This window comes from Streptomyces sp. EDA2-14, from assembly GCF_054963755.1.
Genome location: NZ_JBUEGE010000001.1, coordinates 104,921 through 125,379 on the forward strand (window position 1 = coordinate 104,921; position 20,459 = coordinate 125,379).

Genomic DNA, 20,459 nt, shown 5'->3' on the forward strand with positions numbered 1-20,459 from the left:
CCGCCGGCGATTGAGGCGCGGGGTCCGGGGCAGAGCCCCGCGAGCTAAGCCACGACGGGCTTACCCGTGAGTTCCACCCCGGCCGAGCGCAGCTCCTCGAGCGCGGCCTCCGTGGAGGCGGCGGACACTCCGGCCGTGAGGTCGAGCAGCACGTGCGTCCGAAACCCCTCCCGAGCCGCGTCCACGGCAGTGGCCCGCACGCAGTGGTCCGTCGCGATCCCGACGACGTCCACCTCGGACACCTCACGGGCCCGCAGCCACTCCGCCAGCGGCACCCCGTTCTCGTCCGCCCCCTCGAACCCGCTGTACGCCGCCGAGTACGCCCCCTTGTCGAACACGGCGTCGATCGCGCCGGAGGCGACCGCGGGGGCGAAGTTCGGGTGGAACCCCACCCCCTCGGTCCCCGCGACACAGTGCCGCGGCCAGCTGTGCGCGAAGTCCGGCGCGTCCGAGAAGTGCTCACCGGGGTCGATGTGGTGGTCACGCGTGGCGACGACGTGCTGGTAGCAGCCACCGCCGGCCTGCCCGACGAGGTCCGTGATCGCCGCAGCGACGTCGGCACCTCCGGTCACCGCGAGGCTGCCACCCTCGCAGAAGTCGTTCTGCACATCTACGACGATCAGGGCGCGGCGCATGATTGCTGTCCTTCTCTTGGAGACTACGAGCGTAGAAGCTTCAAGTGCATTGCGGGAGAGGGCATTGGGGCGCCGCCGCGGGGCGGCCCCGGCCTCAGGCGTACTCGGTCGGGATGACGGCCTCGCCCCTGGAGAGCTGGGTGGCCGACAGCGGGAGCCCGTCGCGCGCCGCGATGTGCCGCTCGCGCACCGCGTCCAGCGGCTCGCGGGAGACGACCTCGCCGCCCTTGACCAGCTCGACGAGGAGCTGCCGGTCGGCAAGGTCCGCCGGGACGGCCCCCGTGCCGACGACCTCGGCCTCCGCGACCCCGTCCGCGTCGAGGCGGCGCGCGGCCCACTTGCGGCCGCCGATGGACGTCTTCCCGCCCGCCGACTTCTTCGCCACCGGCACGAGCGGCGCCTTCGGGTCGGCGGACTCGGCGCGCGCGACCAGCTTGTAGACCATGGAGCAGGTCGGGTGCCCGGAGCCGGTCACCAGCTGCGTACCCACGCCGTACGCGTCCACGGGGGAGGCGGCGAGCGAGGCGATGGCGTACTCGTCGAGGTCGGAGGTGACGACGATCTTGGTGTCCTTGGCGCCCAGCTCGTCCAGCTGCTGACGCACCCGGTGCGCGACGAGCAGCAGGTCGCCGGAGTCGATCCGGACGGCGCCCAGCTCCGGCCCCGCGATCTCGACGGCCGCGGCGACCGCCTCCTTCACGTCGTACGTGTCCACGAGCAGCGTCGTCCCCGCGCCGAGGGAGTCGACCTGGGCCCGGAAGGCGTCCCGCTCGTTGTCGTGGATCAGGGTGAAGGCGTGCGCGCTGGTGCCGACGGTCGGGATCCCGTACCGGAAGCCGGCCGCCAGGTCCGAGGTCGTCGCGAACCCGCCGACGTACGCGGCGCGCGAGGCGGCCACGGCGGCCAGCTCGTGCGTGCGGCGCGCGCCCATCTCGATCAGCGGCCGGTCGCCCGCGGCCGAGGACATCCGGGACGCGGCGGCGGCGATCGCCGAGTCGTGGTTGAGGATGGAGAGGATCACCGTCTCCAGGAGCACGCACTCGGCGAAGGAGCCCTCGACGCGCAGCACGGGGGAGCCGGGGAAGTAGACCTCGCCCTCGGGGTAGCCCCAGATGTCGCCGGAGAACCGGTAGTCCGCGAGCCACTGGAGCGTCGGCTCGTCGACGACGCCGCGCTCGCGCAGGAAGTCGAGCACCTGCGCGTCGAAGCGGAAGTTCTCGACGGCGTCCAGGACGCGCCCGGTGCCCGCGACGACACCGTAGCGGCGGCCCTCGGGCAGCCGCCGGGTGAAGACCTCGAATACCGAGTGCCGGTCGGCGGTGCCCCCGCGGAGGGCGGCCTGCAGCATCGTCAGCTCGTAGTGGTCGGTGAAGAGCGCTGTCGACGGAACGTCCACCGGCAGGCCAAGGTCCGCTGTGTTCATACGACGGATGCTACCCCCGATTAGCGTCAGGGTGACGATTTCTGCGTCCGTTTGTGCGTGGGCAGGGGGGTGGTGGCAGCATGGGCCCTGTGACGGCTCCAGCACCCCTTGAGATCGAAAGGCCCGAGACGACGGAGGACGCGTCCGTCGTCCCCGAGCCGGACGTCCCATGGATCACGCTCGTCCACAACGATCCGGTGAACCTGATGAGCTACGTGACGTACGTCTTCCAGACGTACTTCGGGTACTCCAAGGACAAGGCCACCAAACTCATGATGGACGTGCATCACAAGGGCCGGGCCGTCGTCTCCACGGGCACCCGCGAAGAGATGGAACGCGACGTGCAGGCGATGCACGGCTACGGCCTGTGGGCCACGCTTCAACAGGATCGGAAGTAACAGCATCCCGATGCCAGGACATTTCGAACCGATCCCCGGCGGCGGCGCGGCCGTTGCCCTCGACGACGTCGAGATCTCCATCATCCGCTCGCTCGCCGTGCAGCTCCTGGAGCTGATCGGGCCGGGCCCCGGTGGTGAGGCGATCGACGACCCGCTCGCGGAGCTCTTCGCGGAGGGGCCGAGCGAACCGCCCTCCGACGCGGTGCTGCGCCGCCTGCTGCCCGACGCGTACGGGGGCCCCGGTGCGGAAGCGGAGGACCAGGACGAGCTGCAGGCCCATTCGTCGGAGTTCCGCCGCTTCACCGAGAACGACCTGCGGGCCGGCAAGCGCGAGGACGCCCTCGCGGTGATCCGCTCGCTCGACACGCTCAGCCCGGCGGGCGACGGCGGGGCGGTCCTCAAGCTGTCCAAGGACGAGTCCATCCAGTGGATGCGTGCGCTCAACGATCTGCGCCTCGCGATCGGCACCCGCCTCGACATCACCGACGAGGAGGACACCGACCTCCTCTACCGGCTCCCGGACGACGACGCGCGCAAGCCGATGGTCATGGCATATCTGTGGCTCGGCGGCCTCCAGGAGACCCTCGTCGAGACGCTGATGCCCTGACCGCGGGTCAGGTTGTGCTGTTCGCTCAGCGGGTCCTCAAATCCGTATAACGATCCCGTCACCGCGCTCACCCATATTGTGGCGCGGTGATTTCTTTGTCCGGTTTTACAAGTGGCGTACGCCACACGCGTCCCGGCGGGTCGCGATGAACGCCGTGATAAATCTTCACGACCACCTGAGGGGACGCCACCCCTGTCTCCTCAGAGGGCGCCCCGACCGGCCGACCGCCGGTAGGCACAAGCTCCATCCATCCAGGGGCCCAGACCCCAAGGATCGTCACAGTCGATCCGAGCCGAGTACGGCACGGATCGGCATGGAGAAAGGCGCACACCATGACCTCAGTGCAGGTCGACGAGCAGCACGACGGCAATGAGGCCGCGCAGGCCGAGACCGACGAGGGTTACCAACGCGGACTCGGGGCCCGGCAGATCCAGATGATCGCCATCGGCGGCGCCATCGGGACCGGACTCTTTCTCGGCGCGGGCAAGGGCATCTCCAAGGCGGGGCCCAGCCTGATCCTGGCGTACGCGGTCGCCGGCGTGGTCATCTTCTGCATCATGCGGGCGCTCGGCGAGCTCCTCATGTACCGACCCGTGTCCGGCTCCTTCTCGGAGTACGCGCGCGAGTTCATCGGCCCCTTCGCGGGCTTCGCGACCGGCTGGACGTACTGGCTTTTCTGGGTCATCACCGGAATGACCGAGGTCACCGCCGCGGCCACGTACATGACCTTCTGGTGGGACATCCCCCAATGGGTGTCCGCACTCGTCTTCACCGTCATCCTCTACGGCGCCAACCTGATCTCCGTGAAGCTCTTCGGTGAGCTGGAGTTCTGGTTCTCCACCGTCAAGGTCACCGCCATCATCGGCATGATCCTGATCTGCGCCGGCATCCTCACCATCGGCTTCTCCGACGCCGGTGACACCGCCTCCATCTCGCACCTGTGGGACATCGGCGGCTTCTTCGCCGGCGAGAACGGCATCGGCTCCACGCTGATGACCCTGCAGATGGTGATGTTCGCCTTCCTCGCGGTCGAGCTCGTCGGCGTCACCGCCGGTGAGGCCAAGGACGCCAAGAAGGTCCTGCCGAAGGCGATCAACACCGTGCCGTGGCGCATCGCCGTCTTCTACGTCGGCGCGCTGATCATGATCCTCTCGGTCGTGCCGTGGACCTCCTTCAAGGCCGGCGAGAGCCCCTTCGTGCACGCCTTCGACAAGATGGGCCTGGGCATCGGCGCCGCCATCGTCAACTTCGTCGTGCTGACCGCCGCCCTGTCCTCCTGCAACTCGGGCATGTACTCCACCGGCCGCATGCTGCGCGACCTCGCGCAGAACAGCCAGGGCCCGCAGTTCTTCACCAAGCTGAGCAAGAACGGCCTGCCGGTCATCGGCACCACGTTCTCCGCCGCGATGATGCTGGTCGGCGTCTGGATCAACTACCAGTGGCCGGGCGAGGCGTTCAACTACGTCGTCTCCTTCGCCACCATCTCCGGCATGTGGGCCTGGATCATCATCCTGATCTGCCAGATCCGCTACCGCATCAAGTCCGACCGCGGCGAGCTGCCGAAGTCCGAGTTCCGCGCCCCGTGGGGCATCTGGGTCAGCGCCCTCGCGCTCGGCTTCATCTTCCTCGTCATCGTCCTGATGGGCATCGACCCGGACGCGCGCGTCTCCCTGTACGCCGCCCCGGTCTGGGCCGCGATCCTGGGTGTCTCCTACTTCATCCTGAAGAAGCGCAACCCCGAGGCCGCCGCCTTCTCCAAGCGCAGCTGACGCCCGGCGCAGACCTGCGTCTCACCAAGTGGGCCCCCTTGTACCGCACTCCGGTACGAGGGGGCCCACCTGCTTATGCTGGCCGCATGTTGAAGATTTCCCAGACCCTGGTCGACCAGATCGTCGAGCACGCCCGCAAGGACCACCCCGACGAGGCCTGCGGCGTCATCGCGGGCCCGGTCGGCGAGGGCCGCCCCGAGCGCTTCATCCCGATGCTGAACGCCGCGCGCTCGCCCACGTTCTACGAGTTCGACTCCGGTGACCTGCTGAAGCTCTACCGCGAGATGGACGACCGCGACGAGGAGCCGGTCGTGATCTACCACTCGCACACCGCCACCGAGGCCTACCCCTCGCGCACCGACGTCACGTACGCGAACGAGCCGAACGCCCACTACGTGCTGGTCTCCACCGCCGACACCGACGACGCGGGCCCCTTCCAGTTCCGCTCGTACCGCATCGTCGACGGCGAGATCACGGAGGAAGAAGTCGAGGTCACCGCCTGAACGGCACGGCCCCGACCTCGTGGTTCTCATACACCGGACGCATTTCGACCGCATGGTGAGATCACATTCCGGGATCCGGACCGGGAATCGATACGATGAGCCCATGGTTTCCCACGACGTGAGCGAAAAGACGCCGGGCATGCTGCTCGTGGCGCGGCTGCACGTCGACCTGTGCCGCCTCGCCAGCGCCATCTGTCCGCGCTGAGCCGGACGCCGTAAGGCCGCCGAGGGCCATCGGCTCCCGTCCCCACGCACCTGACCGGAAACGCCCGCGCCCAGGCGCGCTCACCCACACGACTTCCGACTCCCCGACAGGAGCCCAGCATGGCCATCGAGGTCCGCATCCCGACCATCCTCCGCACCTACACCGACGGCGCCAAGGCCGTCGAAGGCAGCGGTGACAACCTCAGCGAGCTCTTCGCCGACCTGGACACCCGGCACGCGGGCATCGCCGAGCGCATCGTGGACGACGGCAAGCTGCGCCGCTTCGTGAACGTGTACCTGAACGACGAGGACGTCCGCTTCCTCGACGGCATCGAGACCAAGGTCGCCGACGGCGACAGCATCACGATCCTGCCGGCCGTGGCCGGCGGAATGCGCTGAGCGGGCTCATGCGCTACGACAGCCCGTTGGCCGCGGTGGGCAACACCCCTCTGGTGCGCCTGCCGCGGCTCTCGCTCTCCGACGACGTGCGGATCTGGGCGAAGCTGGAGGACCGCAACCCGACCGGCTCGATCAAGGACCGCCCCGCGCTCCACATGATCGAGCAGGCCGAGAAGGAGGGCCGGATCAAGGCCGGGGACACCATCCTCGAACCCACCTCCGGCAACACCGGCATCTCGCTCGCGATGGCCGCCCGCCTCAAGGGCTACAACATCGTCTGCGTCATGCCGGAGAACACCTCGCAGGAGCGCCGCGACCTGCTCGCCATGTGGGGCGCGGAGATCATCCCCTCGCCCGCCGCGGGCGGCTCCAACACGGCGGTCCGCATCGCCAAGGAGCTGGCCGAGCAGCACCCGGACTGGGTGATGCTCTACCAGTACGGCAACCCGGACAACGCGGGCGCGCACTACGCCACGACCGGCCCGGAGATCCTCACCGACCTCCCGTCCGTCACGCACTTCGTCGCGGGGCTCGGCACCACCGGCACGCTCATGGGCGTCGGCCGGTACCTGCGCGAGCACAAGCCCGACGTCAAGATCGTCGCGGCCGAGCCGCGCTACGACGACCTGGTGTACGGGCTGCGCAACCTCGACGAGGGCTTCGTGCCGGAGCTGTACGACGCCTCCGTGCTCACGACCCGGTTCTCCGTCGGCTCGGCCGACGCGGTGACCCGCACCCGTGACCTCCTCCAGCAGGAGGGCATCTTCGCGGGCGTCTCCACGGGCGCGGCGCTGCACGCCGCGATCGGTGTGGGCAAGAAGGCGGTGAAGGCGGGGGAGTCCGCCGACATCGTGTTCGTGGTCGCCGACGGCGGGTGGAAGTACCTGTCGACGGGCGTCTACACGGCCGCCACGACCGAGGAAGCCATCGAGGTCCTGCACGGCCAGTTGTGGGCGTAGGCCCCATCCTTTGATCCCCTCCGTGGTTGAGGACACGGGGCTCCGCCCCGGACCCCGCTCCTCAATCGCCGGAGGGGCTTTCAATGCCCCAAGTGGCGCACCTGGTCCCACAGACCCGGATCGATGACCCCGGCCCGACGCCGGAAATCCCCCAGCGGGACCTCGCGGAGCTCGTCCGTCTCCAGGAAGCTCGCCCGCCCCCGCGCATCGCCCACCGACCCGGGCGGCAGCGCGATCACGCCGGGCCGCTCGTCGTGGTACCGGCTGGTGATCTTGACGACCGTCGCCACGCCCCGCCGCACCGACAGGACCAGACACGGCCGGTCCTTCCCGCCCGTCACCCGCCGCCGCCCTGCCCGACGCGCTCCGCGCGGCCCCTTTGACCGTGGCCCGTCCTCGTACGGCACCATCGCCCACCAGATGTCGCCCGGCTCGGGCCCGCGGCCGTGCGAGCCCCGCGGAACGTGCCGCTCCCTGCGGCGGTGCCGCGTGCCGCGTCCCCACCCGTCGACCAGCGTCGCGACGAGCGCGAGCAGCACGACGGCAGCGAGCGCGAGCCACCAGGACGTGTCCATAGGCATGACGGTACCGGTGGGACGCGGGGGGTGCTTCCGCGGCCCCGAAGCCCTCCGAACCGGTGACAGCGCAGGTGAGTTCGCCCACAACGGCCCGTGACGGAGGAGCCGCCCGCCCTTTCGCGCTTTACGCTCGACTGACCCCCTCGGCACATGACCCATGGCCCTCGGCTCATGGCGCCGCCCGCAGTACCCCGCTTTTCCGGACCGCCAGCGCGGAGGTTGAAGGCTCTTATGAAGCTCACCGTCGTCGGCTGCTCGGGGTCGTTCCCGTCCGCGGATTCGGCCTGCTCGAGCTACCTCGTCGAGGCCGACGGCTACCGGCTGCTCCTCGACATGGGCAATGGAGCCCTGGGCGAGCTGCAGCGCCACTGTGGTCTCTACGACCTCGACGCGATCTTCCTCTCGCATCTGCACGCGGACCACTGCATCGACATGTGCGCGTACTTCGTCGTGCGCTACTACCGCCACGACGGCGGCCGTTGCGACCCCATCCCGGTCTACGGCCCCGAGGGCACCGAGCAGCGCCTGACGACCGCGCACGCCGACACGCCCTCGGCCTCCGCGTTCAGCGAGGTCTTCGACTTCCACACCGTGAAGCCGGGCTCGTACGAGATCGGGCCCTTCTCCGTCCGCATGGAGAAGGTCTGCCACCCGGTGGAGTCGTACGCGATCCGGGTCGAGCACGAGGGGCGGTCGCTGACGTACTCCGGTGACACGGGCCCGTGCGCCGCGCTCGACGAACTGGCCGAGGACAGCGACCTGTTCCTGTGCGAGGCCGCGTTCACGCACGGCAAGGAGAACATCCCGGCGCTGCACCTCAACGGCCGGGAGGCGGGGGAGGCGGCGCAGCGCTCCCGCACCCGCAAGCTCGTCCTCACGCACATCCCGCCGTGGACCGACCCGCAGGTGAACCTCGCGGACGCGCGCGCGGTGTACGACGGTCCGGTGGAGCTGGCCGCGCCGGGAGTGTCGTACACGATCTGAGTCCGAGGCGGCACGACGAGGGCCCCGGAACCGTCAGCGGTTCCGGGGCCCTCGTGCGTCGTACGGGGGAGGGGCTCACGCCTTCGTGAGGTCCTCGACCTCCTCCTCGGGCTCGCGGCCCGGGGTGGTGAGGTTGAACTTGGTGATCGCGAAGCGGAACACCACGTAGTACAGGGCCGCCATGACCAGACCGATCGGGATGATCAGCCATGGCTTGGTCGCGAGGTTCCAGTTCAGGGCGTAGTCGATGAAGCCCGCCGAGAAGTTGAAGCCCGCGTGGACGCCGAGGGCCCAGGTGACCGCCATGGAGATGGCGGTCAGGATCGCGTGCAGCACGTACAGGAGCGGCGCGATGAACATGAACGTGAACTCGATCGGCTCGGTCACACCGGTGACGAACGAGGTCAGCGCGAGGGAGACCATCATGCCCATCACGGCCTTGCGGCGCTCGGGGCGCGCGCAGTGCGCGATGGCGATGGCGGCGGCAGGCAGGCCGAACATCATGATCGGGAAGAAGCCGGCCTGGTACATGCCGGCCGAGGGGTCGCCCGCGAGGAAGCGCGTGATGTCGCCGTGCACGACGGAGCCGTCGGGCTTGGTGAAGTCACCGAGCTGGAACCAGGCCACCGTGTTGACGAACTGGTGCATGCCGATCGGGATCAGACCGCGGTTGATCAGGCCGAACAGGGCCGAACCGCCGGCGCCGAGGCCGGTCATCCACTCGGCGAAGCTGGTGATGCCGTCGCCGATGGGCTCCCAGATCAGGCCGAAGAAGACGCCGACGACGATGCCGACGAAGGCCATGATGATCGGGACGAGGCGGCGGCCGTTGAAGAAGCCGAGCCAGTCGACCAGCTTGGTGCGGTGGTACTTCTGCCAGAACACCGCCGCCAGCAGACCCATGATGATGCCGCCGAGGACACCGGGGTTGTTGTAGACGGCGGCGACGTCCTCGCCCTTCTTGATGACGGCCTCGTGGACCGGGAAGGCCTCCAGGACCTTGCTGTAGACGAGGAAGCCGACGAGGGCGGCGAGCGCCGTCGAGCCATCGGACTTCTTGGCGAAGCCGATGGCCACGCCTATGCAGAACAGAATGGGCAGGTTGTCCGTGATCGCCGAGCCGGCGTTCGCGAAGACCGTGGCGACGGTGCCCCAGCCCAGGCCGTCCTTGCCGAAGACATCGTCGGCGCCGAGTCGCACCATGATGCCCGCGGCGGGGAGCACCGCGATCGGCAACTGCAGGCTGCGGCCCACTTTTTGGAGGCCCTGGAACAGGCCGGAACCCCGCTTCTTTGCGGGGGCCGCCGTAGCGCTGGCGGTGCTCATCAACTTCCTCCATGCAAAAGCAGATGGTCTACACCACTCAGTGGTGTAGACCTGTTGTAGCACGGTGAAGGCGGGATAAGGAACCCTTGATTCCCGTCGTCGATTCTCGCGGCAAAGGGCCCCCGGACCGAATGGTCCGGGGGCCCTTCGCTGCGGAGCCGAAAAGCGTTATGCCTTGGTGATGTCCTCGACCTCTTCCTCCGGTTCGCGACCCGGTGTCTTGAGATCCCACTTGGTGATCGCGACACGGAAGATCACGTAATAGAGGACGGCGAAGACGAGACCGATCGGAATGATCATCCATGGCTTGGTGGCGAGACCCCAGTTGATCACGTAGTCGATCAGACCCGCGGAGAAACTGAAGCCGTCCTTGACCCCCAATGCCCAGGTCACCGCCATCGACACACCCGTGAGCACCGCGTGGATCGCGTACAGTACCGGCGCGATGAAGACGAAGGAGTACTCGATGGGCTCGGTGATGCCCGTGACGAACGAGGTCAGCGCGAGCGACATCATCATGCCGCCGACCGCCTTGCGCCGCTCCGGCCGCGCACAGTGCACGATCGCCAGGCAGGCCGCGGGGAGCGCGAACATCATGATCGGGAAGAAGCCCGACTGGTAGATGCCCGCGGTCGGGTCGCCGCTGAGGAACATGTTGATGTCGCCGTGCACCTCGGTGCCGTCCGGCTTGGTGTACGTGCCGAACTGGAACCACAGCGGGGTGTTCAGGAACTGGTGCAGGCCGATCACGAGCAGCGCGCGGTTGGCGACACCGAAGATGCCGGAGCCGATCGCGCCCAGGCTCTGCAGCCAGTTGGAGAACGACTCCAGGCCGCTGCCGATCGGCGGCCAGATCCACAGGCAGACCACCGCGAAGACGATGCCGACGAACGCCATGATGATCGGGACGAGCCGGCGGCCGTTGAAGAAGCCGAGCCAGTCGACCAGCCTGGTCCGGTGGTAGCGGACCCAGAAGAACGAGGCCAGCAGGCCCATGATGATGCCGCCGAACACGCCCGGATTCTGGTACGTGAAGGCGGCCACGGTGCCGTCGGCCGCCTGGCAGCCGGTCACCACCGCCTTCGCCCCGTCGGCGCAGTCCTCCGGGAACTGGTGCAGGACGCCGCGGTAGACGAGGAAGCCCGCAACGGCGGCGAGCGCCGTGGACCCGTCGGCCTTCTTCGCCATGCCGATCGCGACACCGATGCAGAACAGCAGCGGCAGACCGATGTCGGCGTCCAGCAGCGCGCCGCCCGCGCCCTTGAAGACACTGGCGACATCGGGCCAGTTCAGCCCGTCCGGACCGAAGACATCGTCCTGGCCGAGGCGGTTGACGATGCCGGCCGCGGGCAGGACCGCGATGGGCAGCTGCAGGCTGCGCCCCATCTTCTGAAGCCCCTGGAAGAAGTTCTTCCAGGGGCTCGGCCTCGGCGCGGCAGCAGCATTGGCGCTCATGGGCGTCCTCCCGGAACAAGCCACGGTTGGCGGTCGTTGGATACTGGTGTAGACCAGTTGCGGGGACGGGTCGGTCCGTGCTCGTCATCTTTCGTCAAGGGCGGAGTCACCGCTCGCGAAGATGGGCCAACCGTGGGTTACCGTGACAAAGCGGCCCATAGGCGGGCCCGGAGACAACAGGGAGAACGAAATGGCCACGAAGGCTGAGAAGATCGTCGCCGGGCTCGGCGGGCTCGACAACATCGAAGAGGTCGAGGGCTGCATCACCCGTCTGCGTACCGAGGTCGTCGACCCCTCCAAGGTCGACGAGGCCGCGCTCAAGGCCGCCGGTGCCCACGGCGTCGTCAAGATGGGCACCGCGATCCAGGTCGTCATCGGCACCGACGCGGACCCCATCGCCGCCGACATCGAAGACATGATGTGACCCGCCGCTGACCGGCACCGGCCACCCGCACGAAGGCCCCACCCCCGAACGCAGGGGGTGGGGCCTTCGGCGTACCGGATACGCTCACCCCTATGTCTCGCATCGACGGCCGCACCCCCGAACAGCTCCGCCCGATCACCATCGAACGCGGCTGGAGCAAGCACGCCGAAGGCTCCGTCCTCGTCTCCTTCGGCGACACCAAGGTGCTCTGCACCGCCTCCTTCACCGAGGGCGTCCCGCGCTGGCGCAAGGGCAGCGGAGAGGGCTGGGTCACCGCCGAGTACTCGATGCTGCCGCGCTCCACGAACACCCGCGGCGACCGCGAGTCCGTCCGCGGCAAGATCGGCGGCCGCACGCACGAGATCAGCCGGCTGATCGGCCGCTCGCTGCGCGCCGTCATCGACTACAAGGCCCTCGGCGAGAACACGATCGTCCTCGACTGCGACGTCCTCCAGGCCGACGGCGGCACCCGCACGGCCGCCATCACCGGCGCCTACGTCGCCCTCGCCGACGCCGTCGCCTGGGCGCAGGGCAAGAAGCTGATCAAGGCGGGCCGCAAGCCGCTCACCGGCACCGTCAGCGCCGTCTCCGTCGGCATCATCGACGGCGTCCCCATGCTCGACCTCCCCTACGAGGAGGACGTGCGCGCCGACACCGACATGAACGTCGTCTGCACCGGCGACGGCCGCTTCGTCGAGATCCAGGGCACCGCCGAGGCCGAGCCGTTCGCCCGCGACGAGCTCAACGCGCTGCTCGACCTGGCCGTCTCCGGCTGCGACGAGCTGGCCGGTGTGCAGCGCAAGGCCCTTGAGGAAGACCTCGCGTAACGGGCCGCCGAGGTAAAGAACTCCCCAAGTAGGGTGGCCGGGCACAGCAACCGCGCAGCCACCGACTGCGTCACTACGGGTGGGCGGACGGCGTACGACACCAACTGCCGTCCGCTCGTCCGTACTTCAGGGGGAGGACCCTTCCATGCCCGCGCGTCACCGCCGTCTCGCCATACTGGCCGCCACCGCGGCACTCGTCGCGGTCCCGGCCGTCGTCGGCTGCTCGGCCGTCGACAAGGCACTCGACTGTGCCCGCACCGCCGACTCCATCGCCGACAGCGTCACCGACCTCCAGCAGGCCGTCGAGAACGCGTCGAACGACCCGACGCAGGCCGATCAGGCCCTCGACAAGATCGACAAGAACCTCGACGACATCGGCGACAAGACCGACAACGCGGATGTCTCCAAGGCCGTTGGCGACCTCAACAAGGCGGTGGGCAACGTCCGTACGTCGATCAAGAACGGCGACGAGACCCCGGACGTCACCCCGGTGACGGACGCCGCGGGCGAACTGACGAAGGTCTGCACGTCGTCGTAGCGGCCCTCCTGGAACACTGGGTGGCATGACCCGCCTCATCCTCGCCACCCGTAACAACGGCAAGATCGTCGAACTCCGCTCCATCCTCGCCGACGCCGGCCTGCCCCACGAGCTGGTCGGCGCCGACGCGTACCCCGAGGTCCCGGACGTCCGGGAGACCGGTGTGACGTTCGCCGAGAACGCCCTCCTCAAGGCCCATGCCCTCGCCAAGGCCACCGGGCTGCCCGCCGTCGCCGACGACTCGGGCCTCTGCGTCGACGTGCTCGGCGGCGCGCCCGGCATCTTCTCCGCCCGCTGGGCCGGGAAGCACGGCGACGACCAGGCCAACCTCGACCTGCTCCTCGCCCAGCTCTCCGACATCGACGACGACGTCCATCGCACGGCGCACTTCGCGTGCGCGGCGGCGCTTGCCCTTCCGGACGGTACGGAGCGGGTGGTCGAGGGGCAGCTGAGGGGTGTGCTGCGGCACGCTCCCGCGGGGTCGGGTGGGTTCGGGTACGACCCGATTCTTCAGGTCGAGGGGGATACGCGGACGACGGCGGAGTTGACGGCCGACGAGAAGAATGCGATTTCGCACCGGGGCAAGGCGTTCCGTGCGCTGGTCCCGGCGGTTCAGGAACTCCTGGGCTAGCCCCCTGCCCCGTGGCACCCACCACCCCTACGCCACGGGGCCCCGCCCCTCAACCGCCGGCGGAGCTCGATTCACCGCACCGTCGTCACAGCCTCGGGGCTCCGCCCCGGCCCCCGCTGCTCAATCGCCGCAGGGGCTTGATTTGCCCGCTCTCCGCAGGCAGTCGCCGCGCCCCGCCCATCTCCCTCCCACCCGCCCCCTCCGGGGGCGTCGGCCTCACGGGGTGCCGCCAACCCGCGTCGGGCGATCTGCCGCCGAACACGGCTCCCCACCCGAAACGGCGGGGGCGCCCCCGCCTAAGGCAATCCGCCCCGGGGCCGGCTCCCCGCCCCTGGCGGTGGGCTGCACCCCCGCCTTGGGTGATCTGCCGCGGGGTCGGCTCCCCACCCCTGGCGGTGGGCCGCAACCCGCCTTGGGCAATCTGCCGCCTTGGGCGGCAGGGTGGGCAAGGCGGCGCACGGTGCCGCGCAATGATGACGACGGGGTCCGGCCACGGTGCAGGACAAAGAGTCCCGGTGCCGCGCAATGGTGACGATGTGGGCCGGCGTGGTGCGGGACAAAGAGTCACGGTGCCGCGCAATGGTGACGACGGGGGCCGGTCACGGTAAGGCTCCGGTGCCGGGCAAGGGTGGGGGCCGGCGGCGACCCCGAATCGCTCAGAAGCGCGGCGCAGGCCGAAGCGTGCGGACGGGGGTCAGTCGTCGGCCCGGTCGGAGCGGCGGCGCTCCAGTTTCTCGCGGCGGCGGGACGCCTTGAGGCGTTGCTTCTCCGCGCGGGTCAGCTTGCGCTCCACTCCGACCCCGCCCCAGAACGCGAACCCGGTGACCACCACACGCGGGGCGCCCACGTCACCCGGCACCCCCTCCTCGCTGTGGTCGAACCCGCCCATGATGCCGATGCCGCGCACCACGACCTCCACGCCCGGCGGCACGACCACGTTCATCCCGCCCATGACCGCCACGCAGTTGATCACGACCTCGGGCGCCTCGAAGTCCGCTTCGCGCAGATCGATCTCACCGCCGCCCCAGAACACGAACCCGTTGAACCGCCGTGGCGCCGTCCACCGCCCCTTGCGCTGGAACCCGGACATGATCCCGACGCCCCACGTGGAGCCCGCCTCGCCCCGGATCCGCGTACGCCAGTCGACGGCCCCCTCCGGCAGCGGCTCCTTCACGAAGCTCACGGCCCCCGAAGCGGCCGCCCCCACCGGCAGGTCCTTCGTCAGCGGCGCCAACTCCCCGTACGTACGCGCCTGATACACCGCGTCGAGCCGCTCCCCGAACTCCTCCATGTCGAGCCGCCCCTCCGCGAGGGCGTCCCGCAACCGCTCGGCCACCAGCTCGCGGTCGGCGTCGGAGGCGCGTAATTCGGGGGTGGCGGCGGAGGGCTCGGGGCGGGATTCGTCCGTCATAGGGGTCAGCGTACGGAGGACCGGCGTCAAGGCGCTACGGACGTGTCGCGCGCATACATCCGGGCGATGACCGCCTCGATGTCCGGCTCGCGCACCGACAGGTCGACCAGCGGGTACCGCTCGGCGATCCGCGCCACCAGCGGCGCCGCCGACTCCCCGGCCGGGAACGCCAGCCACTGCCGCGCCCCCTCCACCTTCACCACCCGCGCGAAATCGACGTCCAGCGGCGGCAGTTCACGCTCCAGGTCGACGACGAGCGTACGCTCGGCCGCCGCCCCGCCCGTCCCGTGCAGCCCCTCCAGCTCCCCGTCGTACATGAGCCGCCCGTGGTCGATGACCATCACGCGGCGGCACAGCTGCTCGATGTCGGTCAGATCGTGCGTCGTGAGCAGCACCGTCGTGCCCCGCTCCGCGTTCAAGTCCCGCAGAAATCCCCGGACCTTGACCTTGGACAGCACGTCGAGACCGATCGTCGGCTCGTCCAGGTACAGCACATCGGGGTCGTGCAGCAGCGCCGCCGCGATGTCGCCGCGCATCCGCTGCCCGAGCGACAGCTGCCGTACCGGTGTCTCCAACAGGTCGCCCAGGTCGAGGAGTTCGACGCACCTGTTCAGGTTCTCCGTGTATCTGTGCTCCTCGATGCGGTACATCCGCCGCATCAGCCGGTACGAGTCGATCAGCGGCAGGTCCCACCACAGCGTCGTCCGCTGCCCGAAGACCACCCCCATCCGCTGGGCCAGCTTCGCCCGGTTCCGTGACGGGTCGATGCCCGCGACCCGCAGCCGGCCCGCGCTCGGGGTGAGGATGCCGGTCAGCATCTTGATCGTCGTGGACTTCCCGGCGCCGTTCGGCCCGATGTAGCCGACCATCTCGCCGCGCCGCACCGTGAAACTCAAGCAGTCCACGGCCCGCACCTCGCGCCGCTCCCGCCGCATGAAGCCCGTCCTGCGGCGTACGTCGAAGACCTTCTCGATCCCGTCGAGCCGAATGAACTCGTCACCCATGGAGCCCATGTCCCCTTCAACTCCCCGTGCTGCGATACGTACGAAGCGCCGCCCGCCAGGCGAGCAGCGCGAGGGCCAGACAGGCCGCCGCCACGAGCGGCGGCGCGAACGCCACCCACCGCGGCAGGTCGAGCGGATAGGGGCGGCCCAGGATGTAGAGGCCGGGCAGCCAGTTCACGAAGGCGAGCGGAAGGACGAAGGTGACACCGCGCAGCAGCGAGTCGCCGAACACGGTGGGCGGATAGCTGAGCATCGCGTTGCCGCCGAACGTCGCCGCGTTCTGCACCTCGGAGGCGTCCTGCGCGACGATCTGGAAGGCCGCGCCGCCGATGAACACGGCCGAGAAGATGGCGGCGCCGCTGACCACGAGCACGGGGACGAGGAGCAGCTTCAGCGGCGTCCACGTGACGTCGATCGCCGTCAGGCTCCATCCCAGCACCACCACGCCCTGCGTGATCCGCCCCAGCCTGCGCAGCGCGAACCGGTCCGCCGCGACCTGCGCGAGCACCGGCGCGGGCCGCACCAGGAACGTGTCGAGCGTGCCGTCCCGCACCCGCTGCCCGAGCCGCCCCACCGAACCGAACGCCAGGTCCGCGAGGCCGAAGGAGGCGCCCGCAGCCCCGTACAGGAAGGCGATCTCGGGCAGCCCGTACCCGCCGAGCCGGTCGACCTGCGTGAACATCAGGAGGATGCCGACGAACTCGAGTCCGGTCACCGCGAAGTTGCCGAAGGCCGTCATCAGGAACGACGCGCGGTACGCCATCGTGGACCGGATCCACATCCCGCCGACCATCCGGTACGTCCGCAAGCCCTCCCCGAGCACCGTGCGCTCAGCCACCCTGGACCACCACCCTGCGCGTCGCCGCGGACTGCAGCAGCCGCCCCGCGCCGATCAGCCCCACCGCCCACGCCCCCTGGAACAGCAGCGCCCCGGCCGCGCCCCGCTCGCCGAGGAGGACGTCCGCCGGTACCTGCACCATCGTCGACCAGGGCAGCGCGCGGGCGAACTCGCCGAAGCCGCCGGGGAACACGTTCAGCGGCAGCAGCATCCCGGACAGGAACGTCGACACGAGACTCGCCATCTGCGTGACCCCGGTGCCGTCCATCAGCCAGAACGCCGACAGCGACACCAGATAGCGGATCCCGAAGCTGACGCACGCACCCGCGAGCAGCGTCAGCAGGAACGCCAGCCATCTCAACGGGTCCGTAGGCAGAGCCAGTTCGAAGACGAGCGCTCCCACCACCATCGGCACGACCCCGCGCCCCAGGAACTGGAACGCGGCCCGCCCGAGGTCCTGCGCCAGCCACCAGCACTGCAGATCCACCGGCCGGTACAGGTCGACGGCGATGTCCCCGGTGCGGATCCGCTCCATCAGATCGGTCTCGAACCCGCCGCCGAGCTGCAGCATCATCACGGCGAACATCGCCTGCCCGATCCACACGAACGTGAGCGCCTGCGCCTGGTCGTACCCGCCGAGGTGCGGCCGCTCGTCCCACAGCGCGATATACGTGCAGGCGATGATCAGACCGAACACGGTGTTCGTGAAGACACCGGCGAGGGTCGCGCCGCGATAGGTGGCGTATCTGCGGAAACCTCCGGCGGCGACGGTCGTGTACAGCCGCACTGCTTCCACGAAAAGATCCCCCCGAAGAGCCGAACTGAAATGGGCCGAAGCGCAGGAGCCTAGCCAGCACGCGCGTCGCCTGCCACGGATTTTCGACGCGATGTAGCAGTCTTGGAGGTCATATGTGTCATACAAGGCGTACGTGACGTACGAAGCCGATCAGGAGTTCCACAGGACATGAGCAGCGACGAGCCGCACCCGTCCGAACAGCCGGAGCAGTCCGAAGGGACGTCCACGCCCGAAACCGCGCCCTCCCCGGACGCCGCGCCCGCCAAGGGCAAGCGTCCCAAGCGCACCGGCTGGCGGCGCCTGATCCCCACCTGGCGGATGCTGCTCGGCGGCCTCGTCGGCTTCATCCTGCTGTGCGTCGGCCTCTTCGCGCTCGGCTACTTCCTCGTGGACATCCCCGCCGCCAACTCGGCGGCGACCGCGCAGAGCAATGTGTACCTGTACTCGAACGGCAGCCAGATCGCCCGCGACGGCGAGGTCAACCGCGAGAACGTCAGCCTCACCCAGATCCCCAAGTCGGTGCAGCACGCGATGCTCGCCGCCGAGGACCGCGACTTCTACTCCGAGTCCGCGGTCGATCCGCAGGCGATGCTGCGGGCCGCCTGGTCCACGCTCACCGGCAAGGGCACGCAGGGCGGCTCGACGATCACCCAGCAGTACGTGAAGAACTACTACCTGGGCCAGGAGCAGACCGTCTCCCGGAAGGTGAAGGAGTTCTTCATCTCCATCAAGCTGGACCGCGAGAAGTCCAAGGACGACATCCTGGAGGGCTACCTCAACACCAGCTACTTCGGGCGCAACGCGTACGGCATCCAGGCCGCCGCCCAGGCGTACTACGGCAAGGACGTCGAGGACCTGACGCCCGCTCAGGGCGCCTACCTCGCGGCCCTGGTGAACGCCCCGAGCGCGTACGACGTGGCCGCGCACCCGGAGAACAAGGACGCGGCGACCGCCCGCTGGAACTACGTGCTCGACGGCATGGTCAAGGAGGGCTGGCTCGACTCCTCCGACCGCGACAACATGAAGTTCCCGACGCCCGACCAGGCGAAGGCTCCCTCGGGCCTGTCCGGGCAGCGCGGCTACCTCGTGCGGGCCGTCAAGGACTACATCATCGACAACAAGATCCTCGACGAGGACACCCTCGCCTCCGGCGGCTACCGGATCACCACCACGCTGCAGAAGAAGAAACAGGACGCCTTCAAGAAGGCCGTCGACGACCAGCTGATGTCGAGGCTCGACAAGAAGTCCCGCGACATCGACAAGAACGTCCGCGCGGGCGGCGCCGCCATCGACCCGTCGAACGGCAAGGTGCGCGCCATGTACGGCGGCGTCGACTACACGAAGCAGTACGTCAACAACGCCACGCGCCGCGACTACCAGGTCGGCTCCACGTTCAAGCCGTTCGTCTTCACGTCCGCCGTCGAGAACGCCTCGACCACCCAGGACGGCCGCAGGATCACCCCCAGCACCATCTACGACGGCACCAACAAGCGCCCCGTCCAGGGCTGGGACGGCGGCCGCTACGCCCCCGCCAACGAGGACGACCGCTCCTACGGCAACATCACCGTCTCCACCGCCACCGACAAGTCCGTGAACGCGGTGTACGCGCAGATGGCCGTCGACGTCGGCTCCGACAAGGTCAAGCGGACCGCCCTCGACCTCGGCATCCCCTCCAACACCCCGGACCTCACGGCCTCGCCGTCGATCGCGCTCGGCCCGTCCACCGCCTCCGTCCTCGACATGACCGAGGCCTACGCGACGCTCGCCAACCACGGCGAGCACGGCACGTACACGATGCTCGACTCGATCACCAAGAACGGCGAGAAGGTCGAACTGCCCGAGCGGCAGACCCGGCAGGCCGTGCCCCGCGAGGCCGCCGACACCACGACGTCCATCCTCAAGTCCGTCGTCGACGGCGGCACCGGCACCGCCGCCAAGGCCGCCGGCCGCCCCGCCGCCGGCAAGACCGGCACCGCGGAGGAGGACAAGGCGGCCTGGTTCGCGGGATACACCCCGGACCTGGCGACCGTCGTCTCGGTGATGGGCCAGGACCCGACCTCCGGCGTGCAGACCCCGCTGTACGGGGCGACGGGCCTCCCCCGGATCAACGGCGGCGGGTACCCGGCGCAGATCTGGGCCCAGTTCACGCAGGCGGCCCTCTCCGGCACCCCGGCGAACGACTTCGACCTGGACCTCCAGAGCGGCGCCGAGCAGGAACCGCTGCCCTCGACCCCGGAGTCCTCCGCCACGGAACCGACGACCGAGTCCCCTTCGGACACCGCCTCCGCGACCCCCTCGGACGAGCCGTCACCCTCCGACGAACCGACGAGCGAGGCACCTCCGTCCGAGGAGCCGACGGACGGCGAACAGACCACCGAACCCCCCGCCACCGGCGGCCAGAACGGCGGGGATACCGACCTCAACCCCCTCAGTGCCCCGACGTCGCCTTGAGGCCGACGATGGCCACGAGGAGGAGGGCGATGAAGCCGATTCGGGCTGCTGAGGTGGGTTCGCCCAGGGCGACCATGCCGACGATCGCGGCGCCCGCGGCGCCGATGCCGACCCACACGCCGTATGCCGTGCCGATGGGCAGGGACTTGGCGGCGTAGGAGAGCAGCACCATGCTGGCGACGATTCCCGCGCCCGTGAACACGCTCGGCCAAAGGCGTGTGAAGCCTTCGGTGTACTTCATGCCGATCGACCAGGCGACTTCGAGAAGGCCGGCGACAACGATCAGGATCCAGGCCATG

23 protein-coding genes are annotated in these 20,459 nt (G+C 69.3%); 13 read left to right on the plus strand and 10 right to left on the minus strand.

What is annotated here, in order from left to right:
- Window positions 1–44: 44 nt before the first annotated feature.
- Window positions 45–635 (minus strand): isochorismatase family protein, encoded by a 591-nt coding sequence (locus tag ACY34M_RS00440; RefSeq protein WP_462719012.1) that lies wholly within the window; start codon window positions 633–635, stop codon window positions 45–47.
- Between the two features lie 94 nt (window positions 636–729).
- Window positions 730–2,058, minus strand: a complete 1,329-nt coding sequence (locus ACY34M_RS00445) for a nicotinate phosphoribosyltransferase (protein WP_462719013.1) — start codon at window positions 2,056–2,058, stop codon at window positions 730–732.
- Between the two features lie 80 nt (window positions 2,059–2,138).
- Here ACY34M_RS00445 and clpS point away from each other — a divergent pair, with 80 nt between their 5' ends.
- The 7 genes from clpS (at window position 2,139) to ACY34M_RS00480 (ending at window position 6,897) form a co-directional block, all read left to right on the plus strand.
- On the plus strand, window positions 2,139–2,456 hold the full coding sequence (gene clpS / locus ACY34M_RS00450; protein ID WP_462719014.1) for an ATP-dependent Clp protease adapter ClpS: 318 nt from the start codon (window positions 2,139–2,141) through the stop codon (window positions 2,454–2,456).
- Between the two features lie 10 nt (window positions 2,457–2,466).
- Window positions 2,467–3,063, plus strand: coding sequence for a DUF2017 domain-containing protein (locus ACY34M_RS00455; protein ID WP_462719015.1), 597 nt, complete (start codon window positions 2,467–2,469; stop codon window positions 3,061–3,063).
- A gap of 332 nt (window positions 3,064–3,395) precedes the next feature.
- Window positions 3,396–4,832 carry an amino acid permease gene (locus ACY34M_RS00460; RefSeq protein ID WP_462719016.1) on the plus strand — a complete coding sequence of 479 codons (1,437 nt, stop codon included), beginning with the start codon at window positions 3,396–3,398 and terminating at the stop codon, window positions 4,830–4,832.
- Between the two features lie 86 nt (window positions 4,833–4,918).
- Window positions 4,919–5,335 (plus strand): M67 family metallopeptidase, encoded by a 417-nt coding sequence (locus ACY34M_RS00465; protein ID WP_462719017.1) that lies wholly within the window; start codon window positions 4,919–4,921, stop codon window positions 5,333–5,335.
- Window positions 5,336–5,438: 103 nt separating this feature from the next.
- Entirely contained in the window at window positions 5,439–5,540 is a 102-nt protein-coding gene (locus ACY34M_RS00470) for a putative leader peptide (protein WP_323179532.1), read from the plus strand.
- A gap of 119 nt (window positions 5,541–5,659) precedes the next feature.
- On the plus strand, window positions 5,660–5,938 hold the full coding sequence (locus ACY34M_RS00475) for a MoaD/ThiS family protein (RefSeq protein ID WP_462719018.1): 279 nt from the start codon (window positions 5,660–5,662) through the stop codon (window positions 5,936–5,938).
- 8 nt (window positions 5,939–5,946) lie between these two features.
- Complete coding sequence (locus tag ACY34M_RS00480) at window positions 5,947–6,897, plus strand: PLP-dependent cysteine synthase family protein (protein WP_266710789.1); 951 nt, start codon at window positions 5,947–5,949, stop codon at window positions 6,895–6,897.
- 80 nt (window positions 6,898–6,977) lie between these two features.
- Here the strand turns inward: ACY34M_RS00480 and ACY34M_RS00485 are convergent, their stop codons facing one another.
- Window positions 6,978–7,472, minus strand: a complete 495-nt coding sequence (locus ACY34M_RS00485) for a type II toxin-antitoxin system PemK/MazF family toxin (protein ID WP_462719019.1) — start codon at window positions 7,470–7,472, stop codon at window positions 6,978–6,980.
- Between the two features lie 234 nt (window positions 7,473–7,706).
- Here ACY34M_RS00485 and ACY34M_RS00490 point away from each other — a divergent pair, with 234 nt between their 5' ends.
- The gene (locus tag ACY34M_RS00490; protein WP_462719020.1) at window positions 7,707–8,459 is read left to right on the plus strand and encodes an MBL fold metallo-hydrolase; all 753 of its coding nucleotides are present in this window, start codon (window positions 7,707–7,709) and stop codon (window positions 8,457–8,459) included.
- A 75-nt stretch (window positions 8,460–8,534) separates the two neighbouring features.
- Here ACY34M_RS00490 and ACY34M_RS00495 read toward each other — a convergent pair whose 3' ends face one another.
- Both ACY34M_RS00495 and ACY34M_RS00500 read right to left on the minus strand, forming a co-directional pair.
- Window positions 8,535–9,785, minus strand: a complete 1,251-nt coding sequence (locus ACY34M_RS00495; RefSeq protein WP_462719021.1) for a PTS transporter subunit EIIC — start codon at window positions 9,783–9,785, stop codon at window positions 8,535–8,537.
- A 168-nt stretch (window positions 9,786–9,953) separates the two neighbouring features.
- On the minus strand, window positions 9,954–11,240 hold the full coding sequence (locus ACY34M_RS00500; protein WP_462719022.1) for a PTS transporter subunit EIIC: 1,287 nt from the start codon (window positions 11,238–11,240) through the stop codon (window positions 9,954–9,956).
- A 190-nt stretch (window positions 11,241–11,430) separates the two neighbouring features.
- Between ACY34M_RS00500 and ACY34M_RS00505 the strand changes: the two genes are divergently transcribed.
- The 4 genes from ACY34M_RS00505 to rdgB all read left to right on the plus strand — a co-directional run bounded on the left by ACY34M_RS00505 (window position 11,431) and on the right by rdgB (window position 13,660).
- Window positions 11,431–11,664 (plus strand): glucose PTS transporter subunit EIIB, encoded by a 234-nt coding sequence (locus ACY34M_RS00505; protein ID WP_018531827.1) that lies wholly within the window; start codon window positions 11,431–11,433, stop codon window positions 11,662–11,664.
- A gap of 92 nt (window positions 11,665–11,756) precedes the next feature.
- Window positions 11,757–12,491 (plus strand): ribonuclease PH, encoded by a 735-nt coding sequence (gene rph, locus ACY34M_RS00510; RefSeq protein WP_462719023.1) that lies wholly within the window; start codon window positions 11,757–11,759, stop codon window positions 12,489–12,491.
- A 145-nt stretch (window positions 12,492–12,636) separates the two neighbouring features.
- A complete protein-coding gene (locus ACY34M_RS00515) occupies window positions 12,637–13,029 on the plus strand; it encodes a hypothetical protein (RefSeq protein ID WP_462719024.1) in 393 nt (130 codons plus the stop codon).
- A gap of 25 nt (window positions 13,030–13,054) precedes the next feature.
- On the plus strand, window positions 13,055–13,660 hold the full coding sequence (gene rdgB / locus ACY34M_RS00520; RefSeq protein WP_462719025.1) for an RdgB/HAM1 family non-canonical purine NTP pyrophosphatase: 606 nt from the start codon (window positions 13,055–13,057) through the stop codon (window positions 13,658–13,660).
- A gap of 694 nt (window positions 13,661–14,354) precedes the next feature.
- Here rdgB and ACY34M_RS00525 read toward each other — a convergent pair.
- From ACY34M_RS00525 to ACY34M_RS00540, 4 genes are read right to left on the minus strand one after another with little or no spacing between them, the layout of a single operon-like run.
- Entirely contained in the window at window positions 14,355–15,071 is a 717-nt protein-coding gene (locus ACY34M_RS00525) for a DUF1707 SHOCT-like domain-containing protein (RefSeq protein WP_462719026.1), read from the minus strand.
- A gap of 26 nt (window positions 15,072–15,097) precedes the next feature.
- On the minus strand, window positions 15,098–16,075 hold the full coding sequence (locus tag ACY34M_RS00530; RefSeq protein ID WP_462719027.1) for an ABC transporter ATP-binding protein: 978 nt from the start codon (window positions 16,073–16,075) through the stop codon (window positions 15,098–15,100).
- A 16-nt stretch (window positions 16,076–16,091) separates the two neighbouring features.
- Window positions 16,092–16,868 (minus strand): ABC transporter permease, encoded by a 777-nt coding sequence (locus ACY34M_RS00535; protein ID WP_462719213.1) that lies wholly within the window; start codon window positions 16,866–16,868, stop codon window positions 16,092–16,094.
- 37 nt (window positions 16,869–16,905) lie between these two features.
- Window positions 16,906–17,700, minus strand: a complete 795-nt coding sequence (locus tag ACY34M_RS00540; RefSeq protein WP_462719214.1) for an ABC transporter permease — start codon at window positions 17,698–17,700, stop codon at window positions 16,906–16,908.
- 177 nt (window positions 17,701–17,877) lie between these two features.
- On the opposite strand from ACY34M_RS00540, the gene ACY34M_RS00545 reads away from it, so the two are divergent.
- Window positions 17,878–20,160, plus strand: coding sequence for a transglycosylase domain-containing protein (locus ACY34M_RS00545; protein ID WP_462719028.1), 2,283 nt, complete (start codon window positions 17,878–17,880; stop codon window positions 20,158–20,160).
- Here ACY34M_RS00545 and sugE read toward each other — a convergent pair.
- On the minus strand, window positions 20,138–20,458 hold the full coding sequence (sugE, locus tag ACY34M_RS00550) for a quaternary ammonium compound efflux SMR transporter SugE (RefSeq protein WP_462719029.1): 321 nt from the start codon (window positions 20,456–20,458) through the stop codon (window positions 20,138–20,140). The two genes, ACY34M_RS00545 and sugE, sit on opposite strands and share 23 nt — an antisense overlap.
- Window position 20,459 lies beyond the last annotated feature (1 nt).

Excerpts from the sequence above, each read along its gene's own strand:
- ACY34M_RS00440 (WP_462719012.1), bottom strand. The coding sequence starts at position 635 with ATGCGCCGCGCCCTGATCGTCGTAGATGTGCAGAACGACTTCTGCGAG.
- ACY34M_RS00445 (WP_462719013.1), bottom strand. The coding sequence starts at position 2,058 with ATGAACACAGCGGACCTTGGCCTGCCGGTGGACGTTCCGTCGACAGCG.
- clpS (WP_462719014.1), top strand. The coding sequence starts at position 2,139 with ATGGGCCCTGTGACGGCTCCAGCACCCCTTGAGATCGAAAGGCCCGAG.
- ACY34M_RS00455 (WP_462719015.1), top strand. The coding sequence starts at position 2,467 with ATGCCAGGACATTTCGAACCGATCCCCGGCGGCGGCGCGGCCGTTGCC.
- ACY34M_RS00460 (WP_462719016.1), top strand. The coding sequence starts at position 3,396 with ATGACCTCAGTGCAGGTCGACGAGCAGCACGACGGCAATGAGGCCGCG.
- ACY34M_RS00465 (WP_462719017.1), top strand. The coding sequence starts at position 4,919 with ATGTTGAAGATTTCCCAGACCCTGGTCGACCAGATCGTCGAGCACGCC.
- ACY34M_RS00470 (WP_323179532.1), top strand. The coding sequence starts at position 5,439 with ATGGTTTCCCACGACGTGAGCGAAAAGACGCCGGGCATGCTGCTCGTG.
- ACY34M_RS00475 (WP_462719018.1), top strand. The coding sequence starts at position 5,660 with ATGGCCATCGAGGTCCGCATCCCGACCATCCTCCGCACCTACACCGAC.
- ACY34M_RS00480 (WP_266710789.1), top strand. The coding sequence starts at position 5,947 with ATGCGCTACGACAGCCCGTTGGCCGCGGTGGGCAACACCCCTCTGGTG.
- ACY34M_RS00485 (WP_462719019.1), bottom strand. The coding sequence starts at position 7,472 with ATGGACACGTCCTGGTGGCTCGCGCTCGCTGCCGTCGTGCTGCTCGCG.
- ACY34M_RS00490 (WP_462719020.1), top strand. The coding sequence starts at position 7,707 with ATGAAGCTCACCGTCGTCGGCTGCTCGGGGTCGTTCCCGTCCGCGGAT.
- ACY34M_RS00495 (WP_462719021.1), bottom strand. The coding sequence starts at position 9,785 with ATGAGCACCGCCAGCGCTACGGCGGCCCCCGCAAAGAAGCGGGGTTCC.
- ACY34M_RS00500 (WP_462719022.1), bottom strand. The coding sequence starts at position 11,240 with ATGAGCGCCAATGCTGCTGCCGCGCCGAGGCCGAGCCCCTGGAAGAAC.
- ACY34M_RS00505 (WP_018531827.1), top strand. The coding sequence starts at position 11,431 with ATGGCCACGAAGGCTGAGAAGATCGTCGCCGGGCTCGGCGGGCTCGAC.
- rph (WP_462719023.1), top strand. The coding sequence starts at position 11,757 with ATGTCTCGCATCGACGGCCGCACCCCCGAACAGCTCCGCCCGATCACC.
- ACY34M_RS00515 (WP_462719024.1), top strand. The coding sequence starts at position 12,637 with ATGCCCGCGCGTCACCGCCGTCTCGCCATACTGGCCGCCACCGCGGCA.
- rdgB (WP_462719025.1), top strand. The coding sequence starts at position 13,055 with ATGACCCGCCTCATCCTCGCCACCCGTAACAACGGCAAGATCGTCGAA.
- ACY34M_RS00525 (WP_462719026.1), bottom strand. The coding sequence starts at position 15,071 with ATGACGGACGAATCCCGCCCCGAGCCCTCCGCCGCCACCCCCGAATTA.
- ACY34M_RS00530 (WP_462719027.1), bottom strand. The coding sequence starts at position 16,075 with ATGGGTGACGAGTTCATTCGGCTCGACGGGATCGAGAAGGTCTTCGAC.
- ACY34M_RS00535 (WP_462719213.1), bottom strand. The coding sequence starts at position 16,868 with ATGGTCGGCGGGATGTGGATCCGGTCCACGATGGCGTACCGCGCGTCG.
- ACY34M_RS00545 (WP_462719028.1), top strand. The coding sequence starts at position 17,878 with ATGAGCAGCGACGAGCCGCACCCGTCCGAACAGCCGGAGCAGTCCGAA.
- sugE (WP_462719029.1), bottom strand. The coding sequence starts at position 20,458 with ATGGCCTGGATCCTGATCGTTGTCGCCGGCCTTCTCGAAGTCGCCTGG.